Below are 11,994 nucleotides of genomic sequence, written 5' to 3' on the forward strand. Positions count from 1 at the left end.
CCCAGAAGGCGTGCAGGGGGTGGTCCGAATCCAGCGCCCGGTGTTGGCGATCTCCGTGGCGGCGCCGCGCCGGAACACGTCGAGGTACAGCTCGTCCATGGTGGGGAAGTAGTAATGCACCAGGGCCGGTTTCACGCCGGCCTTTGCCGCCACCCGGCGCGGCGCCGCCGCGTACTTGGACCGCCAACAACGGGCGCTGGATTCGGACCACCCCCTGCACGCCTTCTGGGGCACGCTCATCGAGCCGAAGGACACCCGCCTGCTGCTGGAATTCATGGGACTGGCCAATCATCGCAAGGAGATCAGGGCCGAGATCGCGGCGTGGTTCCAGCGGTGGCGCGAGATGCAGACCGCCGCGCTCGATTCCATCGTCCGCGAACAGGATCTGGACACGGCCGATTTCCCGCCTGCCGGCATCGCGGTCATCATCGCCGCCGTCGGTCGCATGCTGATCCTGGAGCAGGCGCTGGGCGCCACGACCGGCCACCTCGAGGCCGTCGCGCTGGTGAACCGGGTCATCGACCGATTCGAAAGGCCGGTTTAACCCGTTTCAGGGCAACACGACTCGCAGCCGTTCCCAGCCCCGCACGGTTGAGGTCGACGCCAATTGCGCCGTGTCGTAGTCGATCCCCCACTCGGGCCAGCGGTTGAGGATCTCGTCCAGCGCCACCCGGCCCTCCAGGCGAGCGAGGTTGGCGCCCAGGCAGTAGTGCACGCCCTTGCCGAAGGTGATGTGCGAGATGTTGTCGCGACGGATGTTGTAGGTGTCGGGATCGGTGTAGCGGCGGTGATCGCGATTGGCGGCGCCGAACAGCAGCAGCATGGCGCTGCCGGCCGGCACCGTCGTGCCGTAGCACTCGAAATCCTTTGCCATCCAACGGGCGACATGAGGCCCCGTCGGTTCGAATCGCAGCGTCTCGTCGACGGTCCGGGTCAACAGCGACCGGTCCTCATAGACGGCTCGGCGCTGGTCGGGATGCTCGGCGAGCACCTTGGCCAACCAGCCGATCAGCCGGCCGGTCGTCTCGTTACCCGCCCCGGCCACCACCTGCGTGTAGTGCAGCACCTCCTTGCGGGTCAGCTTTCGGTGCACCCCGTTCTCGTCGTCGAACTCGACGTTGAGCAGTGTGGTCATCAAGTCGTCGGAGGGGTTCTTGGACCGCCACTCGACATAGTCGGCGTAGATCCGGCCGTCGGCGATCGCGTCGGCGTCGGCGACCTTCATCGGTGCCCCCGGCTTGGTGCGCAGGTTGGCGTCGTTGGCGTCGCGCACCGAGACCTGTTCGGACTCCGGGATTCCCAACAGCATGCCGATCACCCGCATCGGCATCATGGAGGCGAGCTCGGCGATGATGTCGAATGACTCGGACCCGACGAGCGGATCCAGGCACCGCACGCAGTACCGCCGGATCTGGTCTTCCAGTTCGGCCATGCGGCGCGGGGTGAACACGCGAGACATCAGGCCGCGCAGCCTGGTGTGCTCGGGCGGATCCTGGAACATCATCACCCCGCCGGGCATGTCGAACTTCGACTGGATGAGCTCGAGGATGTCGCTGCGCCTGTTGGAGAACGTCTCCCAGTTGGCCAGCGCCCGTTCGACATCGGAATGCCTTGACAGCGCCCAGAAGTCGTAGCGCTCGTTGTAGTAGATGGGCGCCTCTTTGCGCAGCCGCGCGTAGGTCGGGTACGGGTCGGCGATGATGCCGGTGTCATAGGGGTCGTAGTAGACATCGGTGTCGTTGGCGACGGTCATGGTTTTCTCTATTTCAGGCAGCTGCCGGCGTCCACCGGGAGCGCGACGCCGGTGATGTAGCGGGCTTCGTCGGAGGCCAGGAACAGCACGGCGTTACTGATGTCCTCGGGCGTCACCCAGGGAATGGGCAGGTAGTGGAAGCTCTGGCACACCGGAGCGAGGTCTTCGGGTCCGGGGTTTTCCAATTCCGGCCTGAACGCGCGGTACGTGGCCTCGTTCATCAGCAGCGGCGAGTTCACGTGGGTCGGGAGGACGGCGTTGACCCTGATCATTCGTGGGCCCAATTCGACTGCGAAGGAACGCATCAGGCCGATCACGCCGTGCTTGGCCGCGACGTAGTGGCCGACGTGCGGATAGGCCTTGAACCCGGCCACCGACGACGTCAGGATTACCGAGCCGCCGCGGTCACCGCTGAGGATGTGTGAGACGCCGGCCTTTACCGTCTTCCACACGCCGCTGAGGTTGACGTCGATCATCTCCTGCCACAGCGCCTCATCGGTCTTGTGCAGCTTTCCCGCGGTCGTCCCGATGCCGGCGTTGGCGACGATGACATCCAGTCGCCCCAACTGTTCGACGCCGCCGTCGACGGCGGCCCGCAATGCGTCGAAATCGCGCACGTCCACTTCGGCGGTGACGACGCGGCCGCCGGCGTCCTTGACCAAGCCGGCGGTCTCGTCGAGGTCTTCGGGTGTGGTGCCGTCCGCGGGTGACGCCTCGAACTTGCGGCAGATGTCGACGGCGATGATGTCGGCGCCCTCCCGCGCCAGGCGGACGGCGTGACTCCTGCCCTGCCCGCGCGCGGCACCGGTCACGAATGCGACCTTGCCATCCATCCGGCCCATCGCCACCTCCATGCGCAGCCAATTTGGGCGATCGCCCAATTTCCCGGCGCACCCATGTCTAGCAGCGTGGAGAGGAGCTAGTCAAGACGCCGCCGCGAAGCGCCTCGATCGCGCCCCGTGTTCCAAACCTGTGAAGATTTGCGGCCCGGGTGTGAAAGCTTCGTTAAGAACGCGGCACGCCCGCGATCGGCCCGGCACCGTGGAGGCATGACGCTCTTCGAGCTGCTGCCATCGCTGAGGCACGGGCAGAACCCGCACCTCGATCGTGCGATCTGGCCGCTGAGCGCCTACGTCGACGACCTGGGCCGGCTCTGCGTGGGCGACGTGGCCGCCGACGACATCGCCGCGGAGTTCGGCACCCCCACCTACGCGGTGGACGAGGAGGATTTCCGGGCGCGCATCCGCTGCTATCGCGCCACGCTCCCCGACGCCGAGCTGATCTACGCCGCCAAGGCCTTATTGAGCGTGGACGTGGCCCGGTGGGCCGCGGACGAAGGGGCCGGCGTGAACGTCTGCTCGGCCGGCGAGCTGGCCACCGCGCTGGCCGCCGACGTCCCGCCGTCGCGCATCGTCCTGGACGGCGTGATCACGGCGGCCGAGTTGTACGACGCGGTCGCGGCCGGCGTCGGGCGGATCGTCATCGACACCCCGAGCGAAGTCTCGCTGCTCGCCTGCCGGGTGCGTCATCCGCAGCGCGTCCTGTTGGGGGTCATCCCCGACGTCGGGGCCATGGACCAGAAATTCGGCTTCGCGCTATCGGGGGGCCAGGCGGCCGGTGCGCTTCGGCGTGTGCTGGATCAGCCGTGGCTGGACCTGGTGGGGCTCCAATTCCGGCTCGGCTCGCAGCTCACCGACCCCGCGGTCTATGGCGACGCAATCCGGCAGACGATCGGCCTGATGGCCGAGGTCCGCGACCGTCATCGCGTGGTGCTCAGCGAACTCAACCTCGGTGGCGGGCACGCGATCCCCTACCTGTCCGGCGACGCGGAGCTAGACCTGCGGTCGCTCGGGTCCACCATCGACGAGGCGCTTGATTCCGCCTGCGCGGAGCACGACTTTCCGCGCCCGAAGATCGTGATCGAGCCGGGCCGGGCGATCGCCGCGCGCGCCGGAATCACCCTGTGCCGGGTCATCGCCGTCAAGCGCCAGCCCGGCGGGCACACGTTCGTCGCGGTGGACGGCGGCACGGGCGACATGCCCCAAGCGGCAAGCCGAGGTGTGAAATACACGGTGGCGCTGGCCAATCGCCACCGTCCGACCGCGACCGCACCCGTCACCGTGGTGGGCCGGCATGGTGTCGGCGACGAGATCGCCCGCGGCATCGAGTTGCCCGCCGACATCCGGCCCGGAGACCTGCTGGCGGTCGCCTGCACCGGCGCCTATCAACATTCGACGGAATCCAGCCGCAGTCTGCTCGGTCGCCCGCCGCTGGTCGCGGTCTCCGGTGGCTCGCCTCGCGAACTGGTCCGCCGGGAAACGGTGGCCGACCTGCTGGCCCGCGATCGCGGCTGGACCGGTCAATGATGCTGTCCGGCACGGAGGTTCGTCCCCGCGCCGACCGATTGCGGGTGACGGCGGCGTACACCGTGCTGCTGCTGACGGTCTCGGTCACCCTGACGGCACTGGGTGCCCACACGCGCGCCGCTGTGGTCCGGGAAATGAGCACCAACCTGCACAACCTGGCGCACGGCCACTTGGGTTCCTTGGTCGGTAGCGCGTTCGTCAGCGACGGCGGCGACGTATACCTATGGCTTCCGGGGCTGGTGTGCTTGCTGGCGCTGGGCGAACTCATCTGGCGCGGAAGGGGTTTGCTGATCACGTTCGCGGTCGGGCACATCGGCGCCACCGCGATCGTCGCGGTGGGTCTGGTCGCCGCGGTGGAGACGGGATGGCTGCCGTTCTCGGTGGCGCGCGCCACCGACGTCGGGATCAGCTACGGCGCGGTGTGCGTGCTCGGCGCCCTGACCACGTCGATTCCGTTGCGCTGGCGGCCGGCCTGGATCGGTTGGTGGCTCGGCATCGCATTGGTGGCAACGGCCGACGCGGACTTCACGGCGTTCGGTCACGTGCTGGCGCTTCTCCTCGGCATGGGCTTGTCGCTCCGCTTGCCCGCGATCGCGCGCTGGACTCCCGTGCATGCGGCGTTGCTTGTCGTTGGCGCCGCCTTCGGCTATTTCGTGCTGTCGGGCTGGTCGTCGTCGGTGGCGCCCGCCGCCGGGCTGACCGGGGTGCTGATCGCCACGCTCCTGGCCAGTCGGGTGATGCGTTCTACCGCTGCGTGATCGTCTCGACCTGGTAGCGGCTCGCCGTCCAGGGCGGAGAGCCGGGCACCGGCGTCAAAGTGATTGTCAGCTGCGCTTTCCCCGCAGTCACCGATTGCGGCAAGAGGTACGTGTCATCGAGCCAGCGGTGAAAGTTGTTGGCGCGCGGCTGTAACCAGTTGCCGACGGGGACGCCGTCGATGGCGACGTCCGCCGATTGGAAACCATCGGCTTGATCCGAGGTGCGACGCAGCAGGACACCTCGGTTGTCCGGGTCGGTTTCCACGTGGAACGTGATCGGCGCGTTGGTGGCGCGGACCGACCCGACGATCGGATGCGTGTCGTCGGCGCCCTCGTAGTCGCTGACCAAAAGCTGGTCCGTGTCGTCGGCGTCGGTGTAGCCGTGCAGAAGTCGACTGACCGCGTCACCGGGACGGACGTCGTCGCCCTGAGCGAGAGTGTCGTTGGGTTGCGTATAGAGGAAAGCGGTTGAGCTGTAGTCCGGTTGCACCATGTTGCGCTTGCCGTGCTCGATGCCGAAACGGATCGCAGAACGGTAATCGACGGCGTCGGCAAGCATCAGCCGGTAGACGGCCACGCAGTAATCCGCGCAGCCGTCGGTCGCCGTGCGCCGATCGGGCTGGCCGGTGAGCGGGTCGCTGAAGCGGGTGCCGTCCTTGAAATACCAGCCGCCCTCGTAGAGGTCTTCCGTGCCGGTGCCATACCACTGGGGCGACGCGGCGCCGTCGGTGTACACCCGCTCGGCGCCTTCGAGAAAGTAAGGGGCACCGTCGCTGAACGCGGTCTTGATCCGGGATCCCCGGATGGTGTGGCTGACGCCGACGAACTTGCCGTGGCCCGGTTCGTCGGCGAACAGCCAATCCTGGCCCGGCATTGTCGGCGCGGCGTGCGAGCGGGCGGTGAAATACCCCGCCCGCCCGCTCGCCAGCGCGGACGCCCACTGGGCGTCGGGAGTGGACGTCACCGCGGTGTCGATGCCCGCCACGGGTTCGCCGGTGGTGTTCACCAGTGAGATGCGGGCGTCATGAGCGAACGGCATGGGCCACCACGCGGACAACAACAACGGTCCGCCGGTTTGCGGGATCGCGGCGAACATCAGCGCCCGCACGGTGTCGGTGCCCAATCCGGCGCAAAAGAACTCCCCGAGGGGGGAGTCGACCATGGTCCGCCCGTCGAAATCCAACTGCAGCCGCAGGCCGCCGAGGAGTTGATCCGCCGGTTGGGGCAGTCGCACGCGTAGCTCCGAGATGCTGCCCGGGCCGGTCGATTCCGCGATACTCACCCCGCCCCCGGCGGGAATCTCGACGGCGCGATCGTCGTGAACCGCCGCGGGCGCCGCCGGTTTGGGGTCAGCGGTGCCCGCGGCGCGCAGTGTGGTTAGGACGTCCAGCGCGGGGTCGGCGAGGGAGAAGGTGGAGATGCCCTCGCCCGTGGAGAATTGGCGATAGTCGACGTGGTAGTACTCCAGATGCGCTGCCACGCTGATCCGCATCGAAAGCCGGTAGGGCATCGGAACCTTGATGTACACCCCGCCCGGCGACTGTGCCGCGTTGGCCACCAGCGGCCATTCGAACGGTGCGCCCAGCGCCCCGTCGACCACGGACTGCAAGGGGGCGTCGATCACCGTCCGTCCATCCAATTCGATGCGGATGTTCCCGATTCGGGTCACGTCGCCGCCGTCGCGGGTGAACCAGATCGAATCCACCTCGCCCGCACCGTGATCCTCCGCGACGACACAGCCGGCGCCGCCGGACGCCAGGCACCCCCCGGTCCCGTTGCGATTTCCCGTGGAGAGGTCGAAATCACCGCCGCTGCGATCGAAGCTGGACAGCTGGAGGGCCTGGGTGTCGGTGCGCAGATACGGTAGCCGGTCCAGCCGGCGGTAGGTGTCCCAGCCGATCAGCCTTCCCGCCGGACCGTCGCCGGGCGGCTCAGCGGGAGTGGCCGCCGCGGTGGCGACGCCCGCCACCGTCAGCAGCATGACGACGGCGGCCGCGAGCCATGCACGAGGAGCCACCGACATGACAACGAAGCTTACTTTCTAGGCCGGGTTGACCAGGTTTGGAACCCGATAATCACGCGTGCAGAATGGCCCGGCGGTCCGAAATGCATTCAAGGTGTTGGCAGTTCGCGCATCGCGGTTCGGAGCTGGCACGAGCTGATCCCGCGGCGCGTTCGAGTTGCTCCTCAGCAAAGGCTACGCGCCCAGCAGACGGGCTCGCAATGGCCATGACAAAATCGGGAGAGGCGAGTATCAGCCGCTTTCTAAGCGGCTGGCCCGAATATCGTTTCCCCCGAGCACATTTCGCATCGCCCTGCATTGTCAGAAATGCAGGTCCGTTCGTGCGCCGTTCCATACTATCGCGCCCAACGCGCGCGCGGAAGATATTGCGGGATGAATGCAAATCGCGCTTAGGGCGTCCTTCTATGCGGCTCGGCGGAGCCAGCCGGCTACGGCCAAGGCGATAACGTAAACCGGCGCAATTTTGCTGAATCACATGGTATTCCGCATTGCACTCACGTAACATTACGCTCCTCGGGCGAAACATTTCTTCTCGACGAACGGAGTGGGCATGTCTCGTTTGAAGTACAAAGTTGTCCTCGGACTAGTCCTGGCCGCCACCGCTTTGGGGGCGTCGGGCTGCACTTTCCCCGTCACCATCGAATGCCTACCACCGGCTGTCTGCGTGCCGTAGGAGCGCCTCCGGTTTTCGGGGTTGCGCTACTGGCACGTCCTACTCGGTACGGCTCACGATTTGGCCTGCCGATTGCAACGCGGTTGCATGACGTGCCAGTAGCGTACGGCTCTCTCGGCTAGGGAGCCGCCCAGAACGCTTGTGCCACAACGGTTTCTGTGGCCCCATAATGCCGGTTCATCGGCGGCCGGACAGCGACGATCTCACTTGGCCTTGTCTCCCTTGAGGTCCGTATCACGGCTGGGCTGAACGCGTTTGGGTTCACCCGGCATCTTCGGGTAGTTCGGTGGATAGGGCAGGTCGCCAAGGCCGCGCTCTTCGTCCGCCTGGGCCATCTCCAGCAACGGCGCGATCGACTGCGCCACGTCATCCATTGCCGCCCAAGGATCCTCGCGGCCCTTCACCAGGTCGGGAACCGTCGCCATGGTGTAGTCGTCCGGTTCGGCCCCGGCCAGCTCGTCCCACGTCAGCGGCGTCGATACCGTCGCGATCGGGGTGCGCCGCACCGAGTAGGCCGACGCCATCGTGCGGTCCCGGGCGTTCTGATTGAAGTCGATGAAGATGCGCTCGCCACGCTCTTCTTTCCACCACGACGTGGTGACGGCCTCGGGCGCGCGCCGCTCTACCTCGCGGGCCAGGGCGATGCCGGCGCGGCGCACCTCGATGAAATCCCAGTCGGTCGCGATCCGCAGAAAGACATGGATGCCGCGGCCGCCCGATGTCTTGGCGTACCCCACCAGGCCGAGCTCGTCGAGCAGCGGTCGCAACACGTCCACCGCGACCGTGCGCGCCTGCTCGAAGCCGACGCCGGGTTGCGGATCCAGATCGATGCGCAATTCGTCGGGATGGTCGGTGTCCGGGCAGCGCACCTGCCACGGGTGCAACGTGACGGTGCCCATTTGTGCCGCCCACACGATGGCCGACGGGTGCGTCACCTTCAGCGCGTCGGCGGTGCGTCCCGAGGGGAAGGTGACCCGGCAGGTCTGTAGATAGTCGGGATGATGCTGCGGAATCCGCTTCTGGTAGATCTCCTCGCCGTCGACGCCGTCGGGGAAGCGCTGCAAATGGGTCGGCCGGTCGCGCAGCGCGTCCAGCATCGGGCCGCCCGCGACCGCGAGGTAGTACTCGACTAGCCGTCGCTTGGTCCCTTTTGCGCCCAACTTGGGGAAATAGACCTTGTCCGGGTTGGTCAGGCGCACCGCAACACCGTCGACGTCGAGCTCCTCTGCAGCTGCCATACCAACGATTCCAGCACAATCGGGCTATGGACTTACCTGTCATGCCCCCGGTGTCGCCAATGCTGGCCAAGTCGGTGCGGTCGATCCCGCCGGAAGCGTCGTACGAACCCAAATGGGACGGATTCAGGTCCATCTGTTTCCGTGATCGCGACGAAGTGGAGCTGGGCAGTCGCAACGAGCGGCCGATGACGCGCTATTTCCCCGAGCTGGTTGCCGCGGCGCGGGCTGAGCTGCCCCAGCGCTGCGTCATCGACGGGGAGATCGTCATCGCCACCGACCACGGCCTGGATTTCGAGGCCCTACAACAGCGGATCCACCCGGCGGATTCGCGGGTGCGCATGCTTGCCGAGGCGACGCCCGCGTCGTTCATCGCGTTCGACTTACTCGCCCTGGGGGACGACGATTACACGCGGCGACCGTTCACCGAGCGACGCGCCGCGCTCGTCGATGCGTTGGCAGGCTCGGGCCCGTCGATCCATGTCACGCCGGCCACCACCGACATCGAGCTCGCGCAGCGTTGGTTCGACGAATTCGAGGGCGCCGGCCTCGACGGTGTCGTCGCCAAGCCGCTGACGGGGACCTACCAGCCCGACAAGCGGGTCATGTTCAAGATCAAGCACGAGCGCACCGCCGACTGCGTGGTCGCCGGTTATCGCGTGCACAAGTCAGGCGGCGACGCGATCGGCTCGCTGCTGCTCGGGCTCTACCAAGACGACGGCCAGCTCGCCTCCGTCGGGGTGATCGGCGCCTTCCCGATGGCCGAGCGAAGGCGCCTGTTCACCGAATTGCAGCCGCTGGTCACCGATTTCGACGCGCATCCGTGGAATTGGGCCGCCCACGAAGCGGGCGAACGAACGCCGCGCAAGAACGAATTCTCCCGCTGGAACGCCGGGAAGGACCTTTCGTTCGTGCCGCTGCGACCCGAGCGCGTGGTCGAGGTCCGCTACGACCACATGGAGGGCCGGCGCTTTCGGCATACCGCGCAGTTCAACCGGTGGCGCCCCGACCGCGAGCCCCGCTCCTGCACATACGAACAGCTCGAACAGCCGGTCACCTTCAGCCTCGGCGACATCGTGCCCGGCCTGGGAGCGGGCTAGCGGGCTCACTCGTCGCGCCAATGCGCCACCGTCGGGCGGTTCGACTGTCATTCTTGGCTTCATGCCCGGCACGAAGCACGTCGTTCTCATCCACGGCGCGTGGAGCCGGGGTGAGCAGCTGACCCCCGCCCGCACCGCGTTCGAAGAATTAGGCTACCGAGCCCACACACCGACCCTGCGCCATCACGAGCTGCCCTTGCACGAGGGCGCCGAACAGATCGCGTCGCTGAGCCTTCGCGACTACACCGACGACTTGGTGTCCTTCGTCAATTCGCTGGATTCCCCACCGCTTCTCATCGGTCATTCGATGGGCGGCCTACTGGCGCAGGTGGTAGCGGCGCGCACGCGCCACGCCGGGCTGGTGGCGGCATGTCCCGCCTCGGTTGCGGGAATCCTTGGCACGACTCCGACGAACGTGCGCATGTCGCTGCCGTCGTTGTTGCGGGCGCGCCCCTGGTCCAAGCCGATATATCCCCCGCCACTGGAGCGGTGTCGGCAATGGATCGCCAACACGCAGACCGACGTCGTCGCCCGCGAGATATATGACGGCTTGGTTTGCGAATCCGGGCGAGCGTTTTGCGAGATGGCCATGGCGGTGACCAAGCGTTCCAAGGCCACCGTCGTCGATTTCGCGACGGTCACCGGTCCGGTGATGGTGATAGGGGGCGAGTGCGATCGTATCGTGCCAGCCGGAGTCGTGCGCCGGACCGCGGCCCGGTATCAACGCGGTTCGTCGGTCGAGATACCCGCCGCCGACCACATGGTGTTTTCGGGCGCGGCGCTGCCCGTCACCGTGGGGGTGATCGATGACTGGATTGCCAGGAACCAGGTGTTCGCTTAGCCGTCGATGTGGTTCGGCGGGTCGGCGAAGGCCAGATCCGCGGGGCGCTGGTCGGGACCCATTACATCGCAACGCTTATCGGGCACCAGGTATGAGCTGGCGCCGTTGGGAACCAAGCGGGTAACCGCGACGCACCGTTGCCAGCTGCCGTCCGGCTGGACGGGTCCATCGCACTTGCTCAGAACGGGCCCCCCGTACAGGCAGCCGGCGCTCGCCGGCGGCGCCGAGGTGATCGACCCGGCGGCCACCAGCAGGGCGGCCAATCCTCCGACGACGCCACGCCTCATGGTTGTCTCCCGTCACGAATACCGTCGACACCCAGCCTGCACCAACGACGCTACCGCTTCTTCGACGTCGTTTACTACCGGAAATTCGGGACGGTGCCGGCCCGGCTCTAGGCCAGTTTCGTCAGCGTCAGCTGCCGCCGATGATGGTCATAGTGATGACCGGGGTAGCGGTATACGTCCGCCAGCGTCATGTAGTCGTGAAAGTAGGGATCCCATTTGCCGGGAAAGTGCATGCCGCGCCGCAGGGCGTCCTCCGGTGCCCGATGTAACGAGCGTTGCAGCGAATCGATCACCCGGTCCAACTTGGCGGCCATCCGCTTTCGGTTGTAGACGCGGGCAGCGAAACGCGATCCGTAGAAGTTGATCTTGTCGAACGTGGGCGTCACCGAATTCAGGAGGCGTGCGTAACCATGGCTAAGCGAACCGGGGAGCCGGCCGAACACGCGGACCAGCAACAGCAGGCGCTGCACCACCATGTATCCGAACACCATATGAAACAGCAGCTCCTCGTTGCTCCACCTGGTGCCCTTTGTTGCTTTGGTCCAATCCTGGTCGTCGGCAAGCTCGATCAGGTGCCGGAAATCGACGCGCACCCGCTCGAGTTCGGCGGCGATGGCCGCGCGATCGATCGGTTGTGGCATACCTTGCCCCGGCGGGTAGTGACGCGAACACCTCCATCATCGGCCATCCGTCGCACCGGATGCGGACATGACCCGCACGTTTAACACCCGCCGTCGGCGGGCACGCGAACGTACATGTCCGTGACAGCTTTCCAGGACCTGCCGTTGGCCGATCGCGACCGCAAGTGGGACGGTGACGCCGCCGAAAAGCGGGTCCGCAAGTGGGCCGGGGCCGAGGACGCGCCGAATCAGAAGTACCGCGACGCCCACGTCTGGTTCGACGGCGAAAAGAAGGGCAACTTCACCGCGTACAAGCTGTTGATCGCCGATGTCATCGG

At 66.6% G+C, this 11,994-nt stretch carries 10 protein-coding genes and 3 pseudogenes; 6 read left to right on the forward strand and 7 right to left on the reverse strand.

The features are described 5' to 3' along the window. A pseudogene (locus A5702_RS27220) lies at window positions 1-153 on the reverse strand (TetR/AcrR family transcriptional regulator); the annotation flags it as partial. Window position 154: 1 nt separating this feature from the next. On the opposite strand from A5702_RS27220, the pseudogene A5702_RS03500 reads away from it, so the two are divergent. After that, window positions 155-544: pseudogene (locus tag A5702_RS03500) on the forward strand (TetR/AcrR family transcriptional regulator); the annotation flags it as partial. A 6-nt stretch (window positions 545-550) separates the two neighbouring features. Here the strand turns inward: A5702_RS03500 and A5702_RS03505 are convergent. Beyond that, the gene (locus A5702_RS03505) at window positions 551-1,753 is read right to left on the reverse strand and encodes a cytochrome P450 (protein ID WP_068218302.1); all 1,203 of its coding nucleotides are present in this window, start codon (window positions 1,751-1,753) and stop codon (window positions 551-553) included. Window positions 1,754-1,761: 8 nt separating this feature from the next. Then, the gene (locus A5702_RS03510; protein WP_068218320.1) at window positions 1,762-2,595 is read right to left on the reverse strand and encodes a mycofactocin-coupled SDR family oxidoreductase; all 834 of its coding nucleotides are present in this window, start codon (window positions 2,593-2,595) and stop codon (window positions 1,762-1,764) included. 207 nt (window positions 2,596-2,802) lie between these two features. Between A5702_RS03510 and A5702_RS03515 the strand changes: the two genes are divergently transcribed. Further along, a complete protein-coding gene (locus A5702_RS03515; protein ID WP_068218305.1) occupies window positions 2,803-4,119 on the forward strand; it encodes a diaminopimelate decarboxylase in 1,317 nt (438 codons plus the stop codon). Next, window positions 4,116-4,877 carry a rhomboid-like protein gene (locus A5702_RS03520; RefSeq protein ID WP_156669470.1) on the forward strand — a complete coding sequence of 254 codons (762 nt, stop codon included), beginning with the start codon at window positions 4,116-4,118 and terminating at the stop codon, window positions 4,875-4,877. The genes A5702_RS03515 and A5702_RS03520 overlap by 4 nt, the downstream gene beginning before the upstream one ends. Here A5702_RS03520 and A5702_RS03525 read toward each other — a convergent pair. Together A5702_RS03525 and ligD are read right to left on the reverse strand one after the other, a co-directional pair. Continuing rightward, on the reverse strand, window positions 4,864-6,858 hold the full coding sequence (locus A5702_RS03525; RefSeq protein WP_068218323.1) for a glycoside hydrolase family 172 protein: 1,995 nt from the start codon (window positions 6,856-6,858) through the stop codon (window positions 4,864-4,866). The genes A5702_RS03520 and A5702_RS03525 overlap by 14 nt on opposite strands. 918 nt (window positions 6,859-7,776) lie before the next feature. After that, entirely contained in the window at window positions 7,777-8,811 is a 1,035-nt protein-coding gene (gene ligD / locus A5702_RS03530; protein WP_068218308.1) for a non-homologous end-joining DNA ligase, read from the reverse strand. Window positions 8,812-8,837: 26 nt separating this feature from the next. Here ligD and A5702_RS03535 point away from each other — a divergent pair, with 26 nt between their 5' ends. After that, window positions 8,838-9,908 carry an ATP-dependent DNA ligase gene (locus tag A5702_RS03535; protein ID WP_068218311.1) on the forward strand — a complete coding sequence of 357 codons (1,071 nt, stop codon included), beginning with the start codon at window positions 8,838-8,840 and terminating at the stop codon, window positions 9,906-9,908. A gap of 61 nt (window positions 9,909-9,969) precedes the next feature. Beyond that, entirely contained in the window at window positions 9,970-10,749 is a 780-nt protein-coding gene (locus A5702_RS03540; RefSeq protein ID WP_068218314.1) for an alpha/beta hydrolase, read from the forward strand. On the opposite strand, the gene A5702_RS03545 is transcribed toward A5702_RS03540, so the two are convergent. Both A5702_RS03545 and A5702_RS03550 read right to left on the reverse strand, forming a co-directional pair. Then, window positions 10,746-11,036 (reverse strand): hypothetical protein, encoded by a 291-nt coding sequence (locus tag A5702_RS03545; protein ID WP_068218317.1) that lies wholly within the window; start codon window positions 11,034-11,036, stop codon window positions 10,746-10,748. The two genes, A5702_RS03540 and A5702_RS03545, sit on opposite strands and share 4 nt — an antisense overlap. Window positions 11,037-11,143: 107 nt before the next feature. Continuing rightward, complete coding sequence (locus A5702_RS03550) at window positions 11,144-11,677, reverse strand: DinB family protein (RefSeq protein WP_197506492.1); 534 nt, start codon at window positions 11,675-11,677, stop codon at window positions 11,144-11,146. 114 nt (window positions 11,678-11,791) lie between these two features. On the opposite strand from A5702_RS03550, the pseudogene A5702_RS03555 reads away from it, so the two are divergent. Beyond that, window positions 11,792-11,994 (forward strand): annotated as a pseudogene (locus tag A5702_RS03555) (hypothetical protein); the annotation flags it as partial.

Origin of the sequence: Mycobacterium sp. E3339 (assembly GCF_001666915.1) — a bacterium.
GTDB lineage: Bacteria > Actinomycetota > Actinomycetes > Mycobacteriales > Mycobacteriaceae > Mycobacterium.

Excerpts from the sequence above, each read along its gene's own strand:
- A5702_RS03505 (WP_068218302.1), bottom strand. The coding sequence starts at position 1,753 with ATGACCGTCGCCAACGACACCGATGTCTACTACGACCCCTATGACACC.
- A5702_RS03510 (WP_068218320.1), bottom strand. The coding sequence starts at position 2,595 with ATGGGCCGGATGGATGGCAAGGTCGCATTCGTGACCGGTGCCGCGCGC.
- A5702_RS03515 (WP_068218305.1), top strand. The coding sequence starts at position 2,803 with ATGACGCTCTTCGAGCTGCTGCCATCGCTGAGGCACGGGCAGAACCCG.
- A5702_RS03520 (WP_156669470.1), top strand. The coding sequence starts at position 4,116 with ATGATGCTGTCCGGCACGGAGGTTCGTCCCCGCGCCGACCGATTGCGG.
- A5702_RS03525 (WP_068218323.1), bottom strand. The coding sequence starts at position 6,858 with ATGCTGCTGACGGTGGCGGGCGTCGCCACCGCGGCGGCCACTCCCGCT.
- ligD (WP_068218308.1), bottom strand. The coding sequence starts at position 8,811 with ATGGCAGCTGCAGAGGAGCTCGACGTCGACGGTGTTGCGGTGCGCCTG.
- A5702_RS03535 (WP_068218311.1), top strand. The coding sequence starts at position 8,838 with ATGGACTTACCTGTCATGCCCCCGGTGTCGCCAATGCTGGCCAAGTCG.
- A5702_RS03540 (WP_068218314.1), top strand. The coding sequence starts at position 9,970 with ATGCCCGGCACGAAGCACGTCGTTCTCATCCACGGCGCGTGGAGCCGG.
- A5702_RS03545 (WP_068218317.1), bottom strand. The coding sequence starts at position 11,036 with ATGAGGCGTGGCGTCGTCGGAGGATTGGCCGCCCTGCTGGTGGCCGCC.
- A5702_RS03550 (WP_197506492.1), bottom strand. The coding sequence starts at position 11,677 with ATGCCACAACCGATCGATCGCGCGGCCATCGCCGCCGAACTCGAGCGG.